Annotated in this window: 17 protein-coding genes; 10 read left to right on the top strand and 7 right to left on the bottom strand. The window is 57.0% G+C overall.

From position 1 onward, the window contains the following. Positions 1 to 86: 86 nt before the first annotated feature. Positions 87 to 1,610, bottom strand: a complete 1,524-nt coding sequence (gene dgt, locus BRD58_RS14405; RefSeq protein ID WP_073383452.1) for a dGTPase — start codon at positions 1,608 to 1,610, stop codon at positions 87 to 89. 158 nt (positions 1,611 to 1,768) lie between these two features. Here dgt and mtnN point away from each other — a divergent pair, with 158 nt between their 5' ends. From mtnN to BRD58_RS14420, 3 genes are all read left to right on the top strand, one after another. After that, on the top strand, positions 1,769 to 2,467 hold the full coding sequence (gene mtnN, locus BRD58_RS14410) for a 5'-methylthioadenosine/S-adenosylhomocysteine nucleosidase (RefSeq protein WP_012849598.1): 699 nt from the start codon (positions 1,769 to 1,771) through the stop codon (positions 2,465 to 2,467). A 3-nt stretch (positions 2,468 to 2,470) separates the two neighbouring features. Further along, on the top strand, positions 2,471 to 3,334 hold the full coding sequence (gene btuF, locus BRD58_RS14415; protein WP_015462195.1) for a vitamin B12 ABC transporter substrate-binding protein BtuF: 864 nt from the start codon (positions 2,471 to 2,473) through the stop codon (positions 3,332 to 3,334). Positions 3,335 to 3,611: 277 nt separating this feature from the next. Continuing rightward, the gene (locus BRD58_RS14420) at positions 3,612 to 4,223 is read left to right on the top strand and encodes a TRIC cation channel family protein (protein ID WP_012849600.1); all 612 of its coding nucleotides are present in this window, start codon (positions 3,612 to 3,614) and stop codon (positions 4,221 to 4,223) included. 77 nt (positions 4,224 to 4,300) lie between these two features. On the opposite strand, the gene erpA is transcribed toward BRD58_RS14420, so the two are convergent. Continuing rightward, the gene (erpA, locus tag BRD58_RS14425) at positions 4,301 to 4,645 is read right to left on the bottom strand and encodes an iron-sulfur cluster insertion protein ErpA (RefSeq protein ID WP_012849601.1); all 345 of its coding nucleotides are present in this window, start codon (positions 4,643 to 4,645) and stop codon (positions 4,301 to 4,303) included. Between the two features lie 91 nt (positions 4,646 to 4,736). Next, on the bottom strand, positions 4,737 to 6,176 hold the full coding sequence (gene clcA, locus BRD58_RS14430) for a H(+)/Cl(-) exchange transporter ClcA (RefSeq protein ID WP_015462196.1): 1,440 nt from the start codon (positions 6,174 to 6,176) through the stop codon (positions 4,737 to 4,739). A gap of 228 nt (positions 6,177 to 6,404) precedes the next feature. On the opposite strand from clcA, the gene hemL reads away from it, so the two are divergent. The 4 genes from hemL (at position 6,405) to BRD58_RS14450 (ending at position 11,085) form a co-directional block, all read left to right on the top strand. After that, complete coding sequence (gene hemL, locus BRD58_RS14435) at positions 6,405 to 7,688, top strand: glutamate-1-semialdehyde 2,1-aminomutase (protein WP_012849603.1); 1,284 nt, start codon at positions 6,405 to 6,407, stop codon at positions 7,686 to 7,688. 353 nt (positions 7,689 to 8,041) lie between these two features. Then, positions 8,042 to 8,875: a xanthosine phosphorylase gene (gene xapA / locus BRD58_RS14440; RefSeq protein ID WP_012849604.1), complete on the top strand. Its 834-nt coding sequence runs from the start codon at positions 8,042 to 8,044 to the stop codon at positions 8,873 to 8,875. Positions 8,876 to 8,920: 45 nt separating this feature from the next. Next, positions 8,921 to 10,129, top strand: coding sequence for an MFS transporter TsgA (tsgA, locus tag BRD58_RS14445; protein WP_073383457.1), 1,209 nt, complete (start codon positions 8,921 to 8,923; stop codon positions 10,127 to 10,129). A gap of 23 nt (positions 10,130 to 10,152) precedes the next feature. Continuing rightward, entirely contained in the window at positions 10,153 to 11,085 is a 933-nt protein-coding gene (locus BRD58_RS14450; protein ID WP_051065056.1) for a LysR family transcriptional regulator, read from the top strand. Between the two features lie 97 nt (positions 11,086 to 11,182). On the opposite strand, the gene BRD58_RS14455 is transcribed toward BRD58_RS14450, so the two are convergent. Both BRD58_RS14455 and BRD58_RS14460 read right to left on the bottom strand, forming a co-directional pair. Further along, on the bottom strand, positions 11,183 to 11,887 hold the full coding sequence (locus tag BRD58_RS14455; RefSeq protein ID WP_015462200.1) for a GNAT family N-acetyltransferase: 705 nt from the start codon (positions 11,885 to 11,887) through the stop codon (positions 11,183 to 11,185). 146 nt (positions 11,888 to 12,033) lie between these two features. Then, positions 12,034 to 13,224, bottom strand: coding sequence for a CynX/NimT family MFS transporter (locus BRD58_RS14460; RefSeq protein WP_069579228.1), 1,191 nt, complete (start codon positions 13,222 to 13,224; stop codon positions 12,034 to 12,036). A gap of 99 nt (positions 13,225 to 13,323) precedes the next feature. Here BRD58_RS14460 and BRD58_RS14465 point away from each other — a divergent pair, with 99 nt between their 5' ends. Continuing rightward, positions 13,324 to 14,115 carry an AraC family transcriptional regulator gene (locus tag BRD58_RS14465; RefSeq protein WP_069579230.1) on the top strand — a complete coding sequence of 264 codons (792 nt, stop codon included), beginning with the start codon at positions 13,324 to 13,326 and terminating at the stop codon, positions 14,113 to 14,115. Between the two features lie 786 nt (positions 14,116 to 14,901). Here BRD58_RS14465 and BRD58_RS14470 read toward each other — a convergent pair. Then, positions 14,902 to 15,234, bottom strand: a complete 333-nt coding sequence (locus BRD58_RS14470) for a type II toxin-antitoxin system RelE/ParE family toxin (RefSeq protein ID WP_069579231.1) — start codon at positions 15,232 to 15,234, stop codon at positions 14,902 to 14,904. A 30-nt stretch (positions 15,235 to 15,264) separates the two neighbouring features. After that, positions 15,265 to 15,498 carry a type II toxin-antitoxin system Phd/YefM family antitoxin gene (locus BRD58_RS14475; RefSeq protein ID WP_004853132.1) on the bottom strand — a complete coding sequence of 78 codons (234 nt, stop codon included), beginning with the start codon at positions 15,496 to 15,498 and terminating at the stop codon, positions 15,265 to 15,267. 302 nt (positions 15,499 to 15,800) lie between these two features. Between BRD58_RS14475 and BRD58_RS14480 the strand changes: the two genes are divergently transcribed. Next, on the top strand, positions 15,801 to 16,448 hold the full coding sequence (locus BRD58_RS14480) for a hypothetical protein (RefSeq protein WP_069579674.1): 648 nt from the start codon (positions 15,801 to 15,803) through the stop codon (positions 16,446 to 16,448). Positions 16,449 to 16,727: 279 nt separating this feature from the next. After that, on the top strand, positions 16,728 to 17,738 hold the full coding sequence (locus tag BRD58_RS17990; protein ID WP_133176319.1) for a hypothetical protein: 1,011 nt from the start codon (positions 16,728 to 16,730) through the stop codon (positions 17,736 to 17,738). Positions 17,739 to 18,073 lie beyond the last annotated feature (335 nt).

Consider the following 18,073-nt stretch of genomic DNA (forward strand, 5'->3'; position numbering starts at 1 on the left):
CACCGCAATAAAGTCAAGGAAGCGTAAATATTTATGCGCCCGACTTTACAAAGCCTACGCGTGAACACGATATATCCAGCAGATGATTATTCCGCCGCCATCAGCCGACGATACTCATCATAGGCATATAAATCCGTCATTCCACTGATATAGTCCTGTATCAGTCGCGCCCGATAATAATACTCCCGCGCCTGCAGCTCGGCACCGTCAAACGCCGCCAGACCATCCACCGCCTCCCGGTAGGCCAGGCGGTGCTTCACGGAGAGCTTGTGAAACAGCCGCGTCTCGATCAGGTAGTCGGGGTGGCGATCATCGCGCAGCAGGCGCAGAAAGTCCGACTGCGGCATGGCCAACAGCGGGCTATAAATATCCAGTAGCCCCTTAATCACCCGATACCCCTGCAGCTCCAGCTGTTCGACCTCGAAATGATTGAATACGTGCTTCAGCGCGACCTGTTTAAATATATTCAGCAACCGATACTCTTCGGCCCCGGCGGACAGCAGCGGCTCATTAAATGCGCCAATAAAAATGTGTTGCAGGTTATTTAAAAAACAGTCGGCGGCGTAGGGAACCAGACGTTTCACCACGTTCACCCGCAAATACATAAAAAAGATATCGTCAGCGCTGCGATGACCGTATTTTTTATTACAGCGATCGAAGGCATCCTGTACGGTGACGCTGAACAGATCGCCGCTGGTCACCGCCCCCCATTCGTCCTTCAGCAGGGCGTACAGCTGCTCCACGCTGAGCAGGTGCTTTTCGACCGTATCCTCAAGATCGGCCACGCAATACGAAATATCATCCGCCGCCTCCATGATATAGGTCAGCGGAAAGCGATGATGCGGCAGCAGATCGACCTGCTGGCGCAGCTGCTCGACAAAGGCCTCTTCTGCCCAGTAGTAGCCGGGCTTTTTCATCAGGTAGTCAAAGCCCGCCGGCAGCGGCCCCTGCCAGTAGGCCGGGCGAGTGTACTTTAAGACGCAGGCGGTCTGGGCATAGGTCAAATTCAGCTTGAGCAGGGTATGGATCAGACGGATAGACTGGGCGTTCCCCTCAAAGTTGCTCAGGTCGATACGCAGGCGGGCGCGCAGGGTATCCAGTTCGGCATCCCGCCCATCGCGGCGCAGGAACGCCACCTGACAGGCCGCGTCGTCCAACCGGTTATGGCCATCGGCGCTGACCCCCAGCTCGCGGCTGAACCAGGCCTTAATAGCCGCCTCGCCAAAGTGGCCGAAGGGTGGATTGCCCATGTCATGCATCAGGCAGGCCATCTCGACGCAGCTTTCAAAGGCGTCGGTGTAGTCCGCAAGGCCCAGCGCCGCGATGCGCCCCTTGCTAGAGAGGCAGTGCAGGATCTCCCGGGCGATATGCCGCCCCACCTGCTGAACCTCCATGGAGTGCGTCAAACGCGAGCGCACCGCCGCGTTGCGCTCCAGCGGAAATACCTGGGTCTTCTGCTGCAGACGGCGGATGGCCGCCGAATTGATGATACGTCCACGATCGCTCTCAAACTGGCGCCCGATCTCGTAAGCGCCGTTCAGGAACAGCGCCTCCTCCGCCGAGCGTAGGGGACGCTGGTAACTGAGTTTGGACGCAAAATCGATGCTCATAGCGAATCTCCCACCGTGGAGGGCGTCGCGGACACGCCCGATCTCCACAGCCTACCAGATAATTTCTACCATTGCCGCCCCGCGCAGCGGTCCGGGACGGAGCTATGGTAAACTGCACAACCGGATTCCCGTTATTACTCCCAATTACAGGTATTGATATGAAAGTAGGCATCATTGGCGCCATGGAGCAGGAGGTTACCCTGCTGCGCGACCGCATCGAAAATCGTCAGACCCTCAGCCTGGCCGGCTGTGAAATCTATACTGGCCGCCTGCACGGCGTTGAGGTTGCGCTGCTGAAGTCCGGCATCGGCAAAGTCTCTGCGGCGATGGGAACCACCCTGCTGCTGGATCACTGCCGCCCGGACGTGGTGATCAATACCGGCTCCGCCGGCGGCCTGGCCAGCACCCTGCGGGTCGGTGACATCGTTATCTCCGACGAGGTGCGCTACCACGACGCCGACGTCACCGCCTTTGGCTATCAGCCGGGACAGATGGCCGGTTGTCCGGCGGCCTTTAGCGCCGACGCGGCGCTGATCGCCCTGGCCGAACGCTGCATCTCTGCGCTGCAGCTGAACGCCGTGCGCGGCCTGATCTGCAGCGGCGACGCCTTCATCAACGGCGCCGAGCCGTTGGCTCGCATTCGCCGCACCTTCCCGCAGGTCGCCGCGGTAGAGATGGAAGCGGCGGCTATCGGCCACGTTTGCCACGCCTTCCAGACCCCGTTCGTGGTGGTGCGCGCCATCTCCGACGTCGCCGATCAGGAATCTCACATCAGCTTTGATGAGTTCCTCAAGGTCGCCGCCGAGCAGTCCACCCTGATGGTGGAAGCGATGCTGCGCGCCCTGGCTGCCCAGTAATCCATGACCCTACGACGCGCCAAACGTCGCCGCGGATCGGGCGGCCGGCTGTCGCTGGCTGCGCTGCTGCTGGGCCTCGGCCTGAGCCTGACCTCGCTGCAGGCGGCGGCGCTGCGCGTCATCAGCCTGTCGCCGCACACTACCGAGCTGGCCTACGCCGCCGGCCTCGGCGATAGCCTGGTCGCCGCCAGCGCCTACTCCGACTACCCGCCGCAGGCGGCAACGCTAGAAAAGGTAGCCTCCTGGAACGGGATCAACCTGGAGCGCATCCTGGCCCTTAAGCCCGATCTGATCCTCGCCTGGCACGGCGGCAACCCCCGCCGCGTGCTCGATCAGCTGAGCGCGCTGGGGATCCCCCTCTTCTACTCCGATCCCCAGCGCGTGAGTCAGGTGGCCGACGATCTCGACAGGCTGGCGGCCTATAGCCCTCATCCCGAGCAGGCGCACCGCGCCGCCGCCCAGTTTCGCCAGCGCCTGCAGCAGCTGCGCCAGCGCTACGCCCAGGGCGCACCGCTGCGGGTGATGATGCAGTTTGGCAACCAACCGCTGTTTTCGACCTCCGCTAAAACGCTGCAGAGCGATCTGCTGGCGCTGTGCGGCGCACAGAATATCTTTGCCGACAGCCCGGTGCCCTGGCCGCAGGTCAGCCGCGAACAGGTGATTGTGCGTCGTCCGCAGGCGATCGTCATCGGCGGCGACGCCGCGCAGGCGGCCATCGTCACCGACTATTGGCGCCCCCAGCTCAGGGTGCCGGTGATCGCCGTCAATCAGGACTGGCTCAACCGCAGTGGGCCGCGCATTCTGCTGGCCGCCGAGTCCCTCTGCGCACAGCTGCATACGCTGAGCACCGCGGCGACGCCCCGCTGAACCCCGGCGGGCGCGCTCTGTGCCCGCTTTTCCTCCCCCGCGCTTGTCAGACAAAACGCCGCTGGATTCGGTGGGATCCGCCGTTGGCGCGAGCCGACGCACAGAATAGCCAAAAGCCGAACCTTTCCCCGCCCGACAGCGTGGCGTAATCCCCGTTTTCACGCTATCTTATGCGCCGCCGCTGGAAGGTGATTCCCAATTAAAACAATAAGATCACAAATAATTGTCATTACAACTAATCCTACCGGAGTCCGGTGGCGTTGAAGAGGTAAGGGTTATGCTGGTTTACTGGTTAGATATTTTGGGGACGGCGGTCTTTGCCATCTCTGGCGTGCTGCTGGCGGGCAAGCTGCGCATGGACCCCTTTGGCGTCCTGGTACTGGGGGTCGTCACCGCCGTCGGCGGCGGCACTATCCGCGATATGGCGCTGGACAACGGCCCGGCCTTTTGGGTGCGCGATCCCACCGATCTGGTGGTGGCGATGGTGACCTGCCTGCTGACCATTGTCCTGGTGCGTCAGCCGCGCCGCCTGCCCGGCTGGGTGCTGCCGGTGCTGGACGCCGTGGGTCTGGCCGTCTTCGTCGGTATCGGGGTCAATAAGGCTTTCGCCGCCGGCGCCGGTCCCATGATCGCCGTCTGTATGGGGGTGATCACCGGCGTGGGCGGCGGCATTATTCGCGATGTGCTGGCGCGGGAGATCCCGATGATCCTGCGCACCGAAATTTACGCCACCGCCTGCATCATCGGGGGCATCGTTCACGTCACCGCCTATGTCACCTTTGGCATGGCGCTACAGCATGCCATGATGCTGGGCATGGCGATCACGCTGGGCATTCGTCTGGCGGCTATCCGCTGGCATCTCAAGCTACCGACCTTCACGCTGGACTGACCCTTAAGCGCCGCCGATACAAAAATGGCGCCTTCCACAGGAAGGCGCCACGAGAGATCCCGCGCTCCGGCTTACGCTTAGATACTGAACGACGATCCGCAGCCGCAGGTCGTCTTCGCGTTGGGGTTATTGACGATAAAGCGCGACCCTTCCAGCCCTTCGGTATAGTCCACCGCACCGCCGACCAGATACTGCAGGCTCATCGCATCCACCACCAGCGCAGCGCCCTGGTTCTCAATCGTCATATCGCCGTCGTTGACTTTATCATCGAAGGTAAAGCCATACTGAAAACCGCTGCAGCCGCCGCCGGTAATGTACACGCGCAGCTTCAGGTTCGGGTTATCTTCGTCTGCGATCAGGGATTTCACCTTGTTTGCCGCCGCATCGGTAAACTGCAGCGGCACTGCCATTTCATCACTCATTGATTGCTCCAGCCAGTGTACATATCAGAATGCCGCTTGGCCCAGGGCATACTGACTCATCGGGCGATTATCTAATACCCGAGTAATCCATTCAAGTATTGGTGGTTTGCTGCCCACTCTGCTCCGCCCGTTTCTGCGCGGCCTCCTGCTCCTGCATCTGGCGATGCAGCGTACGCTCCAGAATGCGAGAGTACAGCGGTTTGCCACCCAGGAACTGCGCCAGTAGTGTAGCGCCAAGGCAGGTAATGATCATGGGCAAAATAAGCTGATAGTTATCGGTCATCTCCAGCACCAGCACAATACCGGTCAGCGGCGCGCGCACCGTGGCGGCAAACAGCGCCCCCATTCCGGCGATAGCGAAGGTTCCCGGATCGATGCCATAGTGCGGAAACAGATAGGCGGCCGCCATGCCAAACGCCGTCCCCAGCAGGGTGCCGAGCGCCAGCATCGGGGCAAAGATCCCGCCCGGCGCGCCGGAGCCAAAGCACAGCAGCGTCGTCACCACGCGGGCGATGAAGATAAACAGCAGCATGCCGACGGTGTAGTTGCCTTCGGCGGCGATGGGGATCAGAGCAAAGCCGCCGCCCGCCGCCTCCTGCTGAATCAGTCCCAGCGCGCCGCACAGGCCGCCGAGCGCCGCGCCGATCAGCATCAGCTTACGCCAATTGCCGCCGTGCATGCGTTGGAACATGTCCTGGGTGCGAAAAACCCCCATGTTAAACAGCACGCCGACGATACCAAACACCATCCCCAGCACCAGATAGAGCCACAGAGTATTGAGCTCCGCAACGCCCAGACGCCCAACCTCAATCACCGAGTGTTCGCCGTTAAAGACGCGGAACACCACGCAGGACATGATCACCCCGATGAACACCGCCTTGATGGAGACCAGGCTGTAGTGAAACTGCGGGCGCATCTCTTCAATGATAAACAGGATCCCGGCCAGCGGCGCGTTGAACGCCGCCGTCAGGCCCGCCGCCGCACCGGTGGCCAGTAGGGTATGACGCGTCTCATTGTCGCGCTTGGGCAAGCGGAACAGGTCATACACCATCTGCCCCAGGTTGCCGCCCATCTGCACCGTTGGCCCCTCACGTCCCAGTACCATGCCGGCCCCCAGGGTGCCCAGACCGCCGATGAATTTCACCGGGATCACTCGCCACCAGCGGGCAGGGCGCAGATCCTCCAGCGCCCCCTCGATCTCCGGGATACCGGAGCCACCGGCCTCTGGCGCAAAGCGACGCACCAGATAGTAGCCGCACATGGCCAGCAGCGCTGACCCCAGGATCGCCGCAGGCCAGACGATAAACCAGTAGTTAGCGACCTCCGCCAGACCGGCCAGGCGCTGCTGCTGCACCCAGTCCACACAGCGCTCAAAGGCGACCCCGATAAATCCGGCCAGGGTACCCACGATCGCCGCCAGGATCAGCGTGGCAAGCGGAGTCTTATCCCGGCGAATTACCCGCCGAAGAACGTCGCTGTGCCGCAGACGGGGCGTCAACGGCGGAGAGATCGGGTCTTGTTGCGTAGTCATAGTCAGTTCAGTCAGTGAAGTTGGTCAAAGAATGGATAAATAGTACAAATAGAGTCGGCATTTTACTCTCTCTGACGGACGCCGTCTTTGTAAAGTGTTAGGCAATGTCTCTAGAGGGCAAAAATCGACGCTAACGCGCGGCGCACCACGACGCATTTCATCTGGCGCCAGACTTCTCTAGAATAGCACAGGCTTATTACCTTATTTTCTACACGTCTGGAGCCGATAATGAACAAGTCCGAACGACTGTACGAGCAGGCCAAAACGCTGATCCCCGGCGGCGTTAACTCCCCGGTGCGCGCCTTTACCGGCGTTGGCGGTACGCCGCTGTTTATCGAGCGGGCCGACGGCGCCTACCTGTATGATGCCGATGGCAAGGCCTACATCGACTACGTAGGCTCCTGGGGGCCCATGATCCTGGGTCATAACCACCCGGCGATCCGCGATGCGGTGATCGCCGCCGTCGAGCGCGGGCTGAGCTTCGGCGCGCCGACCGAGATGGAAGTGCGCATGGCCGAGCTGGTCACCTCGCTTATCGACAGCATGGACATGGTACGCATGGTGAACTCCGGTACCGAAGCCACCATGAGCGCCATCCGTCTGGCGCGCGGCTTTACCGGCCGCGACAAGATCATCAAATTCGAGGGCTGCTACCACGGCCACGCCGACCACCTGCTGGTCAAGGCGGGCTCCGGCGCCCTCACCCTGGGTCAGCCCAACTCCCCGGGGGTACCGGCCGACTTCGCCAAACATACCCTGACCTGCAGCTACAACGATCTGGACTCGGTGCGCGCCGCCTTCGCCCGCTATCCGCAGGAGATCGCCTGCATCATCGTCGAACCGGTGGCGGGCAACATGAACTGCATTCCGCCCCAGCCGGGCTTCCTGCAGGGGCTGCGTGAACTGTGCGATCAGTACGGCGCCCTGCTGATCATCGACGAGGTGATGACCGGCTTCCGCGTCGCCCTGGGCGGCGCCCAAGAGTATTACGACGTCACCCCGGATCTGACCTGCCTGGGCAAGATCATCGGCGGCGGCATGCCGGTGGGCGCCTTCGGCGGTCGCCGTGAGGTGATGGAGGCGCTGGCGCCGACCGGGCCGGTCTACCAGGCCGGGACGCTGTCCGGTAACCCGGTCGCCATGGCCGCCGGCTACGCCTGCCTGAATGAGATCAACCAGCCGGGGATCTACCCACAGCTGGCGGAGCTGACCGATAACCTGGCCAAGGGACTGCTGGCGGCCGCACGTGAAGAGGGGATCCCGCTGGTGGTGAACCACGTCGGCGGCATGTTCGGTATCTTCTTCACCGACCAATCCGCTGTCACCGGCTATCAGGACGTGCTGCGCTGCGACGCCGAACGCTTCAAGCGCTTCTTCCACCTGATGCTGGAACAGGGCATCTACCTAGCGCCGTCCGCGTTCGAGGCAGGCTTTATGTCCCTGGCCCACAGCCAGGAGGACATCCAGAAAACCATCGACGCCGCCCGTCGCAGCTTCGCCAAGCTGAAGTAACCCCCGTCTCGCCCCCTGCGGGGGGCGTTGATGGGGCTGACCACGCGCCCCGTCAAGCGCGTGGTCAGCCTCGCACAGGGCGTGCGAGGCTGAGGCATGATGGCGCGAGGAAGGAGATTCTGTCCATCGCGCCTGCGCCTCAGCCTGACGCCCCCTTATGATCGCCATCACACTTCCCCTCGCGTTTTCGCATTCTATTCCGCGCCCCTTCCGCGCTATCCCATTGAAACTTTGTATATCTCTAGCCAATCAATACTAAAAATTGAATCAATACGCGCGTTAATCATATTGGAAAGCAAATCAAATCACTTTGAGAATGGAGCCAATAATATGATTCAATTCAGGAGTGATTTATGTCCCGCGATATTTTCAACGATTCCCCCTATCACGCCGCCGAGATCCTGCGCGCGGCAAAGCCGGATTTCACGCCGCGCATTGCGATGATCCTCGGCTCCGGCCTGGGTCCCTTGGCCGACCACCTGGACGACAAAACCTGCGTCGCCTATAACGCTCTGCCGGGCTTTCCCGTCAGCAGCGTCAGCGGGCACGCCGGTGAGGTGGTCATGGGTACGCTGCACGGCATTCCTCTGCTGTGCATGAAAGGCCGCGGCCACTTCTATGAGGGCGCCGGCATGGGGATCATGACCCAGGCGGTACGCACCGTTAAGCTGCTTGGCTGCGAGCTGATGCTCTGTACCAACGCCGCCGGCTCACTCAATCCGGCCATTCCGGCCGGTTCACTGGTCGCGCTGAGCGATCACATCAACACCATGCCGTCAACGCCGCTGGTGGGAGCGAACGACGAGCGATTCGGCCCACGCTTCTTCAGCCTGGCCAATGCCTACGACGCCGCGCTGCGCCAGCGACTGCACGCCTCGGCCCGCGATCTCAGCCTGACGCTGCACGAGGGCATCTATGTGTCCTATCCGGGCCCCAACTTCGAAACCGCCGCAGAGATCCGCATGATGCAGCGCATGGGCGGTGACGTTGTGGGAATGTCGGTCGTGCCCGAGGTCATCGCCGCCCGCCACTGCGGGCTAAAGGTGCTGGCCGTCTCCGCCATTACCAATATGGCAGAGGGGCTGGGTGACGTTGAGCTCTCCCATGAGCAGACGCTGAAATGCGCGGCGATGGTCACCGACGACTTTATCCGTTTAATAAGCCAGTTCGTAAAGAACTCTCGCTGATCCCCCTGCCACCGGCAGGCCGTTCGCCTGCCAGGAGAACCGCAGATGCAACATCATGACCACTCCCGCGGCAGACTGAATGCCATTTCCTACCTGAGCTACTATTTTGTCGGTGCGCTGGTTTCGACCCTGGGCATTGTCCTCGGCCCTCTGTGCGTCGCCTTCCAGAAAGATCCGAGCTTTATCGGTCAGATCTTTACCTTAATGAATATCGGCATGTTTATACCGATTATGTTCGGCGGCCTACTGATCAAAAAGTGGGGGCTACAAAAGCCGCTGGCGGCGGCGGCGCTATTCACTATCATCATCAGCATCGTCCTGTTCACGACTCCCACGCTCACGCTGTTCAGCGTGGCGGTCGCGGTAATCGGCGCCTGCGGCGGTATCTTTATGACGATAGGAAGCTACCTGGTCGTCCGCATCAATCCCGATGAAAAAAGTCGCTCCTCGAGCCTGATTTTCACTGACTTTTTCTTTAGCCTCGCCGGCGCAACGCTCTCCTTCCTTCTGGCGTGGATGTTTACACTCGGCGCTAGCTGGATCGCAATGTATGCCATCATGGGCGCGCTTGGCGTGCTGATGCTGCTCTTCGTCCTGCGCACTCGCTTTCCTGGCGAGGAGACAGCGGCGCAGCCGCAGGCAGAGGCCCCCGCCGCGGTCGCCGCAGAGCCATGGGGCATATCGGTATGGCTTATCTGCCTGGCGCTGTTTCTATTCCTGCTGGCGGAGCCGATTTTTACCCTGTGGACTCCGGGATACCTGCAGCTACGCTTTGCCATGCAGCCCGAGCAGGCCGCGCTCTACACCACCGTATACTGGGTGAGTAAGGCTATCGGCCTCTTCCTGAATCAGTTCACCGTCAAATGGATGAGACTACGCACCTTTCTGCTGATCTGTACCGTTATCGGCATGGGGTCGATCGCGCTGATTAGCAACGGCGCCAGCGCCAGCCTGATCCTGATCGCCTGTGGCACCTTCGGGTTCTTTAACTCCGGCCTATTCTCGGGGCTGATGAGCTACGGCTCGCTGCAGGTCCGCCGCAGCTCACCGACGCTGATCTCTGCGCTGCTCACCTGCGGTACCGTCGGCACCCTGCTGTTCGCCAGCGTCTCCTCGCTGATCAATAGCCGCTTCGGTCTGCACGGCGCGCTCAATAGCGCCACCGTTGCCTACGGTCTGCTGCTGCTGACGCTGCTGAGCGCCGCGTTTTTCAGTAAGGCCGAACGCCTGCAGGCGAGCGCCCCCGCCGTTTGACAGGCGTGAGAGGGAGGGCAAGAATGGGCGCTCCCTCTCCCTACGTGACGACTCTCATGACCGAGCCCGCGCTCCTCAGCCGTATCCGCCTGCGCATGCTGCGCTACTTCCAAGTGCTCGCCGACGAGCTTCACTTTGGTCGGGCCGCCGCCCGGCTCAATATCTCCCAGCCGCCGCTCAGTATGCAGATCAAGGAGCTTGAGACGATCCTGGAGGTCGAGCTCTTTGAGCGATCCAGCCGACGCGTCGCATTAACGCACGCCGGAAAGGTGCTGAAAACCGAGGTCGATCGCCTGTTCAGCGCAGCAGAGCAATCGCTGAGCTACGTGCGTCAAATCGGCCGACGCGAAAAGCAGCATCTCAATATCGGTATCATCGGCAGCGCGATCTGGGGGGTCTTGCTCACCCGGCTCAAAACGTTTCGGGAGCACCACCCAGACGTCGACTGGATCCTTAGCGAACTCGCCCAGCAGCAGCAAATCGCCGCCCTACGCGCCCGAACGATCGATGTCGCGATCAACCGCAATGTCATCCCCTGCGCGGAGGCGAATATTCGCTGCCAGCTCATCGCCCGCGAGACGATACGCCTCGCGGTTCATGAGGATGACCCGCTGGCGCGCCGCCGCCGGGTTTCGCTCCACGAACTGGTCGCGCGGCCGTTTATCTCGCTGTCGTTTAATCAGGGGGATTTTGCGCGCCAGGTGCATGACGCCTGCGTAGAGCACGGCTTTCACCCGCTGATCGTCCAGCAGGCGTCCGAGCCACAAACCGTGCTGGCGCTGGTGAGCGCCGGCAACGGCGTCGCGCTGCTGCCGGAGACCTGCGCGATGATCGACTGGCCAGGCGTCGCCTTCGTCGCGCTGGAGGAGACGATCCCCGCCGACCTCTACGCCCTGTGGAATGACGAACCGCAGCCGGAGATACTCAACCAGCTGCTGAGCGCGCTACGTGGCTAGAGCGTGGGTGAGCGCCGTGCCGATCCGCGGCGCCCTGCTGCCGTGAACCCGCAGCGCGGCGCATCCCGCCCGGGGCAGGCCCGTCGAGGGCGCCGACTCATCGTTCACGACACTGCGTCAGCGTACGTCGCTGCCGCCCCATCGCATCAAAATTGTCCTCCGCCAGCCACGCCTGCAGCGCCGCATCCACCTCGGGCCACTCCCTATCAATAACCGAGAGCCAATCGGTGTCACGGCTGCGCCCCTTGCGTACCATATGCTGACGGAAACGCCCCTCAAACGTAAAGCCAATACGCTCCGCCGCCCGACGCGACGCCGTATTCAGCGCATCACACTTCCACTCCACGCGACGGTAGCCAGCGCTAAACGCCTCGCGCAGCAGCAGCCAGATGGCCTCCGTGCTCAGCGTCGTGCGCTGCATACGCGGCGACCAACTAACGTGGCCGATCTCTAGCGAGCCATTCGCCGCATCGATCGCCATCAGGCACACCACGCCAACCGCCTGCCCGGTGTGCAAATCGACCACCACGAAGGGGATCAGCGACGCGTCATCCACCTTTTTCTGCATCCACGTCTGCATCGCGACCACCGATGAAGGACGCACGCTGCTCAGCCATGTCCAGTCGCGATCGCCCTCGGCCTCGGCAAAGGCGGCGAACAGATCGGCGGCATCGCGGCGGGCATCCATGGGAACCAGCCGGCAGGTGCGTCCGCTAAGCGCGCTCCCCGCCAAAACGCCGGCCCCTACCCAGTCAGGAAGCGCCTCTCCAACACGTTGCCCATATTCATTGATCTCATTCATATGGCATCCCCTCGCTCTTGTTATCCGCCGAGTATATCCCCCCTTGGCCCCCAAGATCTTGGCACTCCCGCAGAAAGTAGCGTATTCACCGCGGCGGTGACCGGGACCGGGGGGCAATAGACTATGTCATCCTGAACAGAGGGCCATCACATAGCACGATGCGTTATCTCCCGAGCCCGTCCGGCAAGGCCACCGAAGATAGCCATCAGCAGCGAAATAACGGCGAGAGCCGCCAGGGGAATATGCCAATTACCGCTGATATCATGAATTTTACCTATCAACGGTGGCCCACAAGCGGCCAGGAGATAGCCTACCGACTGCGCCATCCCCGAGAGTGCCGCGGCCTGATGCGCCGAGCCGGCCCGTAGCCCGATAAAGGTGAGACCGAGGATCATCGTCGCCCCAGAGCCAAAACCGAACATCAGCGTCCACAGCACCGCCAGCGCGGGCAGCAGCCAATAACCGATCGCACTGAGACCACACAGCAGCGCCACCAGAATAGCGATACCGCGCTGATCTCTTAACGTATGCAAAATGAGGGGAATCAAAAGGCCCGGTAGCGCGGTAGCCAGCTGTAACATGCCATGCAGCGATCCTGCCTGTGCATCGCTATAGCCAAGGCTGATCAGAATGGCGGGAAGCCAGCCGATAATCACATAATAAACCAACGAATTAAGCCCAAGAAAGAGCGTCACCTGCCAGGCTAAGGCTGAGCGCCAGATGGCTTTATCATGCAAACTCCGTGCCCCGGTCATCTGCGTTGGGTGCTGATTACGCCACTGTGGTAACCACACGATCAGCGCCAACAGCGGAAATAGCATCAGCGCCAGCAACGCGCCTCGCCACCCCAAACCATACAGCGCCAATGGCACAACCAGCGCGGAGCCGAGCGCGGCAGCCCCGCCCATGGCCACGGAATAGGCTCCGGTCATCTTGGCAACATGATCAGAGAAGTCACGCTTAATCAGCCCCGGTAGCAGAACATTACCGAGCGCAATGCCGCTACCAATAACGGCTGTACCGATAAACAGCCAAGCAGGCGAAGGGAGGGCGCGTAGAACAATCCCCAGGCAAATTAAGATCAGTGCGGCAAACAGGCTGCGCTCAATGCTGAAACGTCGCGCAATACCGGCCGCCAAGGGGGAGATCAGACCAAAGGCCAGCAATGGCAGCGTCGTCAACAGCCCTACCTCGGACGTCGTCAAATCGTAGCCCGTGCGGATAACATCCAACAACGGCGCAGCGCCGGTAAACGTCACGCGCAGAGTGGACGCGATGAGCATAATGCCGATGATCAGGAGAATATTGCGCTGATATAACGGGGGGGTTTTTAACATGATCTTCTCTGGTCATCAGGGGAGGCCGCCACAATAACGTTTTTCATACCTGTTTCAATCAAGCTAAAATGACAATTTATCGCTAATATCGGACAAAACATGATAGGCCTTGGGCTTGATGGCTACGAACCCGACCTTCACCATGACGCCGCGGTGGCGTTCCGTATCCAGGTCACCGCTGATGAGCAGTTTACGCCTGAGCACCAACACCGTAAGGGGCAGCTGATTTTGGCGCTGCACGGCGCGATTACCTGCGAGGTAGAGGATGCCATGTGGATGGTGCCACCGCAGTATGCGGTATGGGTTCCTGGGCAGACGCGACACAGTAACCACGCCACCCCCAATGCCACCCTGTGCTTTTTGTTTATTGAACCGAGCGCGGCGGCGATGCCCACTCACTGCTGTACGCTCAAAATCTCTCCCCTGGTGCAGGAGCTCATTTTAACGCTGGCGCAGCGTGATCGTGTGGCGCGGGAGCACCCTGCGACGCAACGCCTCATTCATGTGCTCTTCGATGAGTTACCACAGCAGCCGCAGGAACAGCTACACCTGCCCGTGTCTAACCACCCTAAGATCCGCCTGATGGTCGATACGATGGCCGCTGAGCCTGCGCAGTGGCAGACGTTAAAGCAGTGGGCGACACGCTTTGCCATGAGTGAGCGCAATTTAGCGCGTCTGATTACAAAAGAGACTGGGCTCAGCTTTCGCCACTGGCGGCATCAACTGCAGCTGATACTGGCGCTACAAATGCTCGTCTGCGGCCAAGCCGTTAACCAGGTAGCCCATGCGCTGGGCTATGAATCCACCACCGCTTTTATCACGATGTTTCGCAAGGGATTAGGGCAAACACCCGGGCGCTACCTCAGCACACTGGCAGCCAATACCCCGTAAGTGCGGCTACCGACGCATATGTGAACACGATATTTTTATACGAACGTGGCATCATCAGATGCAAATAGGGAGAAGCCCGAGTGAACAGCACTCGGGATAATCTATCCGCCGGGGTCAATGCGCGGGGTAAATACCTTGAGGCCGGTAAGCAAGGGAGACCAGGCGATAAGGGAAGCCAGGCGATAAGGGAAGCCAGGCGATAAGGGAAGCCAGGCGATACCCTGTTATTGAGCGCTGATGATCCGCTCACAGATCAACTCGTCATCCATCACTTTGATGAAATGGTTTATCCAATAACAAAAATCACTACCGACGTAGATGAAATGGCATGGGATCACATCAACGCGTTAGCACCGATTATCCCATATGATTTACGCTAATGCTGGATAGGTCTCAGTCCCGTTCTAAAACGCCCCCATTCCTGTTAGAGATCGCCCAACATACTGATTTTCTCCCATACGGCCCCCAGACATCCCTGCTGGCGCCGAGCGACAAGCGAGAAAATCCTCGGTACATAAAGAAAAACCCTCTGTAAACACAGAGGGTTGATTTCAAACTTACCCGCGCATAAAAACACAGGAAGGGCTATCGGCTTATTCCCACTCAATGGTTTAGGAACCATCCAACATCTTGTTATCACGGAGTTTTATGACAACCACTTCCAGACGATACTGTAATAAATACCGTCAAAATGATGAAATTTGTGATATTAATCATGTTGTTATGATAGTTTACAAACACGCTCTTTAAATTCGTATTATTACCGTACAAAACGCATTAGGGCTATCAGGCCATGATCAGACGTTTAAACAGCAGCTGCTGCATGTCCTGCCGATGTGCCAGGATCGCATGCGCGGTCACTAAGGTTCCGTCTACGGAATACAAAACCCGGTAGCCTTCAGCGTGGTTAAACTCCCGGTATTTGGCGCAGCCAATTTTCAGCAATTCAGGGCAAATCTGGCATCCCAGCGGGAACTGGCCTACGGTACTCTCGAACTGTGTGAGAATATCTGCGATAACCGGACGCGGCTCAACATCAACGCGCTTCAGGAAACCGGCTATTGTGTCGATGCAGTGCTTCACCGTAAGCGTGTACTCAAAGGTCACCTGCTGTTCCATGGAAATCCCTTAACGTTGAGCGTGCTGCGTTTAATCCGCAAGGCCATCCAGCAACTGGTCTTTCGAGAACACGCGCCCTTCCGCTTTATCTTTCTCTGACAGGGTAAGCAGCTTCAGCAAAGCAATGGCGTTCTCCCGTTCCTGCTGCTGGTCATAGGACTCTATAACATAAGCAGGCACACCATTTTGTGTGACCAGGATGGGTTCTGACAGATCAAGCGTTGCTGCGTTCTTTTTGACGTAGCTGATTGTCTCTACTTTCATGATTGGTCCGCCTAATGGTCATGTCTCGGTTTTAATATAGACTATATTTAGACCACCAACAAGGTCTCATGCCCCCCTGCTCTTCTGAGAAATAGGTCCAGATTAAGTACAGAGATCAGTTTGTTCCTGCCGGAAGCTGATTTCCTTTATGCACTCCACAGATCCTACATGCCAGAACAAAATTACCAACGCTCTGGTGATAATCTTCTTTTTGTTTATTTAATGAGCAACGACAGAGTAAAACCCTATCCGCCAGAATCGGTGTGAAAGAGGGAATAGAACCATTGAGGGAGGAGAATAATGTGACCAGCCCCATTCGTCAGAATCTGTTTGAACGGGAATGTGATATGCCGCTGCTGGAAGCGCGGCAACTCGCCCTTCTGCTTCTCGGCCTCGACGCTTCCCAACCAGCAAACACCCTGCCTGATGAACATCAGGAGAATTATCGTATTCTGCACGACGCCATCAGCCGCACCATCAAAGCAACGGGCATGGTCAGCGCCCCGGCGAACAAACGCATGTTCTATGCCGATGAGATGTTCGCCCTGGCCTGGCGGCTTATTGATGACGAGCTGACACCGCCAGAAGTGAAAGGCCGGAGCCTTAAGGCGGTTATGAGGCTGTCGCGTAACAGCCGTGGCCGCAAATGGCTGAAAACACTCGGCGACGACGCGCTGCCGGATCTCACTGCTTCCACACAACCTTCCCAGCGTGGGATGCATAAACGCGACAAGGCTCGGGAGAATACTGCCAGGCTCTGCTGGTTACTGGTTCAACTTCTGGTTGAGGAGACTGACGGGCGTTATGGGACGTCTGATAAACCGGCTTCGGATCGAATACTTCGGAAGCTGAAGTCTCTGGCTCAGGAACAGGAGTTGCCGTTGGATGGGCTTGGGCGAGGAACCTTTTATGAAGTGCTGAAGATGGGAAGAAAAGGGGAGCGTAAGTAGTTGTTGCCTGGCTCCTATGTAGCGAACCGATTGAGCTCTGAAGCTTCCAAGTGTATAGTCGACTTGATTCCAGAAGTAAACATGAGAGTCTAGGAGACTCCGCTACATCAAGTAATCTTTACCAAAATACTTGGTTTCACGCAGCATCAAACTGTATAATCGATTAAAATTTTAAGAATAACTATTCCCTATAGTTAAGTGTAATTTAAGCAATGAGATTTTATCTTAAATAAAATCTCAAAGGATGGATTTATAAATATTTCATAAGGTGATGTGGGGATGATTTGGCTTATTGTATACGGGATATCAATTTTTTCAATTGCACTAATTTATTATTTCATGGGTTGGTATAAATTAACTTATAATTCTCTAACATCTCAAGGGTTGTTTTGGGGAGCTATTTTCGTTCCATTTTTATCATTTCTATATTTTGGCTTTTTTGCGTGGAAAGGTCATTCGGTTGATATGTCATCGGAAGGATTAAATACTTTTATTATGATAAGCAAACTTCCTTTGGGGTTACTGTCATTATCAATACCATTCGTTGCCATTATAACGAGTTTACATAGATCAATTCAAACAGCCACACAAATATCATCTACCAATACTCAAATTGAATTAATAAAAAAGAAAAACTCCTTAGATGAATTATTTTCAAGAGAGAAAAATTTTGTCGACAAATGTGTCTATATTGAAAAACAGGTTGGAGATATCGACATTAAACTCAAAGATACTGTTAGTACTTTTAAGTTTAGCATTTCTGCGCCACATGTTTTATTTCATAAGATATACAATACAACTCCTAATAATGGTGATATTACATATGAGTTAACTGGTTTCGTCAATGGTAGCTTTCTTGTAGAGTTTTCAACTATAGAAGAAAATCTAAGACTCCATTATGAATGCATTGAAAAAAAAGATAGTATGGGTATTGATGATGAACTATCTCGTTTGTTTGTAATAGTCAGAGCATTATGTAGAACATTAGATTTATTATCAGTCCCTACCTGTCAAGTTCCTTATTTTTATATAAAAGGTAAAGATAACAACTTTCAGATTTGCATAAGCACAGAAGAAGAGTTAAAAATGTGGCTGAGAAAATATATAACCCTCTCAGAATCTTTATTCAGCGCTGTCAATCTTTCAGGGAAACATCCTTTATTTAATATGAAAAAATACACATTTCAAGGGTTTAAGCTATTCCCTTCATTTAGTCAAGGAAATATTATAAACAATTATTCAGGAGTTAACTGGGATAGTTCAGTTAATGTGTTTAAAAATCAGAATTAGTTATTCTTACCTATTTAAATATTGAAGGGATATCATAATAAAATATCCCACCCAGCAGTTGCGCTTCAATATAAACATGTCACTCCAAAACAAAAAAAATATCTTGATAGAAAAGCCCCCCTTTTGGATATATTCCAGGTCCCACCCGAGAAAACATGTGCGCTCATCGTTCACAGCAAGCTTCTTGAACACCATGTCTGGTTCACTCAGTGCCAGAAGCGGACCCTGCTTTCATTTATTTCAATTAATGAAAGCAGGTCTCTTCGGTATCTGAAACGTAACTAGTTTTATGGGTTCTAAATAAAATTATTATAGTTAGTTCAGTAGTTGTGCCA

Source organism: Edwardsiella piscicida (assembly GCF_001896205.1).
GTDB lineage: Bacteria > Pseudomonadota > Gammaproteobacteria > Enterobacterales > Enterobacteriaceae > Edwardsiella > Edwardsiella piscicida.